We start from the raw sequence: 2,957 nt of genomic DNA on the forward strand, positions 1-2,957 counted from the left end.
CATCTATAGTTATCCTCATTAAACCTAACGCCCGCTTAAGGGGCAGACAACGCTACTACTAACTTTCCGCATAACACCGTAACCACAAAAACCAACGCATAGTAAAAATGCCACGCGTTGGCTGTCCCTCTTGAAGCGTTTGTTAAAGCTACGCAACGTTACGATCGAGCATTATCATTCTCTCGATTGCGCTTCTCGACAACTCGCCTCGTTCATCGATAAAACCAAAACGTTTCAGATCATTGATAGCTTCAGGATGGATTTCTTCCCTATACTTCCGGAATAGATACCTGAAACTTGAACGTGGTGACTTAGGCGATATATCAGGGTCTCGGTACTTAGATAGATGCCTAACTAGGTAACTAAGTACTTCAAAAGAATCTCCATCAATAGATTCATTTAGAAGCATCCTTCGTTCAAAACGTCTAGCTTGAGACTTCGATTCCTCTAACTCCCTACTCAATTTGCTCATATGTTCAAACAACTCTTGCTTTTCATTTTCAGCCAGATGAGCTTTCTTAGCCAATTCTTCTAGCGTTTTTCTTTGCTCTGCTTCTTTCCTTTTTATTTCAGCATTTTCCTTTTCGAGTTCTTTTTGGGTCTGGCTAGAATCAAAAGGAAGCCGGTCAAATTTATCTCTTATTCCTGAATAACCTTCATCTAAGTGCTTTAATTTTTCACCAAAACCAGACTCCATTCTACCGATGACCTCTGACATCTCTTTTGTAAATGCATATGAATTATCATAAAAGCGATTACTCGTGTCTGTTGCTTTGAAATAGAATGCAACTGAAAGCGCAATAGAGAAAAATGCAACGATAATCGACAATAAATCAGTAAAGCCAAACTCACTCATATTTAATGTAATTTCTATGGTGAATACCTTAAAGGTCATGACTGCAATAAAAATTATGATCGCTACATCTCTCACGTTCTTAATTGAGAGTATCGTATTATTACTTGTATTTTCTTTTTCCAATTTTATGTAACTCCAAATGATTAATTCAGTAGCTTTAACGCCCAATTAAGGGGTGAGCAACGCCACCACCCAACCTAACGCATTGTACCGTAACCACTAAAATTGAAGTAGAAGCAAAAATGCCAAGCGTTGGGAATCCCTCTTAAATTGTTTGTTAGCTTAATTATTTAAAGCGTTCTGTGTACTCATTAAACACCCATCCCTCAAGGGTATTACCGTCCTTTTGAGGAACAGCAACCTTTACCCAACTACGTTCTTTTTCTAATACGTACACCAATTGCCCAAAGCTTAGATTAGAGATAACTTCAGACTTTATTGAGGAAGAAGATCTTAAACGCACCCCATCACCACTAATAAACCTATGAACAGCAGTTGTCTCTACACCAGCATTTTGAGGTAGTTTCTTGATGGCACTTTTCTGTACCCGACGAGGTTCGCTGCTATTTTGGAGATACTCTGCCAATAGTGGTTGCAAACAGACCGCAACAAATAGTGGCATAACAATGTAGTTAAATAGATACTTGAGAAACAGGAGAAAGAAAAAGGGTAATTTTTTAAACGTGTTTTCAATATCCTGTTGAGGCGAATCCCCATTTTGGAAGGTATTACCTATCTCTGATAATACCTCAGAAAATTCAGATAATTCTTGTTCTGTGTACAAAGAATTCAGAGTATCAAAGTGCATCAAAGATGAAGCGTTAACAATAGAATCAAACGCATTAAGCTGTTTCAATGTTACTGCATTGGCAATTAAGTCCAACACACTAAATTGTTTCAATGCTGCCGAGTTAACAACAGAGTCCAATGCACCAAACTGCCTCATAGTTGCAGCATTAACAACAGTGTCTAACGCTCCAAACTGTTTTAATACTGCCGAGTTAATAACAGAGTCCAATACACCAAACTGTTTTAATACTGCCGAGTTAATAACAGAGTCCAATGCACCAAACTGCTTCATAGTTGCAGCATTAACAACAGTGTCTAACGCTCCAAACTGTTTTAATACTGCCGAGTTAATAACAGAGTCCAATGCACCAAACTGCTTCATAGTTGCAGCATTAACAACAGAGTCTAACGCTCCAAACGGTTTTAATACTGCCGAGTTAATAACAGAGTCCAATACACCAAATTGCTTCAAAGTTGCAGCGTTAACAACAGAGTCTAACGCTCCAAACTGTTTTAATGCTGCCGAGTTAACAACAGAGTCCACTGCACCAAACTGCTTCATAGTTGCAGCATTAAAAACAGAGCCTAACTCACCGAACTGTGCCAAATTTTCGATGTATTTACTCATATACAACTTTTCTCCGATTAAGCTAACGCCGCATTAAGGGGCAGACAACGCCGCCACAGAATTAAAATAGACAACCGTAAACACAAATTTTCAAGTAAACCACAAATGCCACGCGTTGACTGTCCCTCTTAAATGCTTTGTTATGTGTTTTTACTCATATAATGCAAGGGTGCTTTGTAATTGTTCACTGAAATTGAATATATCATCCACAGTTTCGATCGGATGCCGAGTTTCATTCTTAGCTTCATCAAAGATACCAATATATTTCTGCTTAGTATTAAACCACAAACGGCATAGAGGCTTACGATTGTTATCATCTAGCAGAATTCCAAAATAGCTTTGAGTATCACGCGCACAAACTCTCTGTACTTCTACTTTTTGCCTAAGTATTGCTTTGACTATATTAAAACCTTCAATTTCTTCTTCTGTAGTAAGAATTTTAGATTTTTCTGAACTTTCATTTACGTCTTCAGCAGGAATAACTTGAGTTTCAATATTCGTTGATTCTTTGACGTCAGCGCCAATAGCTGATTTTAGACGGGCATTTATACTGTCATTGAGAAACTGCTTTAAAGCTTTAGTGGTAATGTCTAGAAATTGAGATTTAACTTTTGCAGTTTGAACACCGTCATAGACGCGAGAAGTAAAGAACTTCACAAAATCTTCTTCTGGGCTTTGGAACTG

General features: G+C 38.0%; 2 protein-coding genes and 1 pseudogene. All 3 read right to left on the reverse strand.

Annotation, left to right across the window (positions count from 1 at the left end):
* Window positions 1-148 precede the first annotated feature (148 nt).
* Window positions 149-979: a hypothetical protein gene (locus tag AACU59_RS04370; RefSeq protein ID WP_161437560.1), complete on the reverse strand. Its 831-nt coding sequence runs from the start codon at window positions 977-979 to the stop codon at window positions 149-151.
* Between the two features lie 163 nt (window positions 980-1,142).
* Window positions 1,143-2,273 (reverse strand): SH3 domain-containing protein, encoded by a 1,131-nt coding sequence (locus AACU59_RS04375; protein WP_161437561.1) that lies wholly within the window; start codon window positions 2,271-2,273, stop codon window positions 1,143-1,145.
* 150 nt (window positions 2,274-2,423) lie between these two features.
* Window positions 2,424-2,957, reverse strand: a pseudogene (locus AACU59_RS04380) (restriction endonuclease); the annotation flags it as partial.

The sequence above is a fragment of the Vibrio sp. V23_P3S9T160 genome, assembly GCF_963886625.1.
In the GTDB taxonomy this organism is placed as follows: Bacteria; Pseudomonadota; Gammaproteobacteria; order Enterobacterales; family Vibrionaceae; genus Vibrio; species Vibrio anguillarum.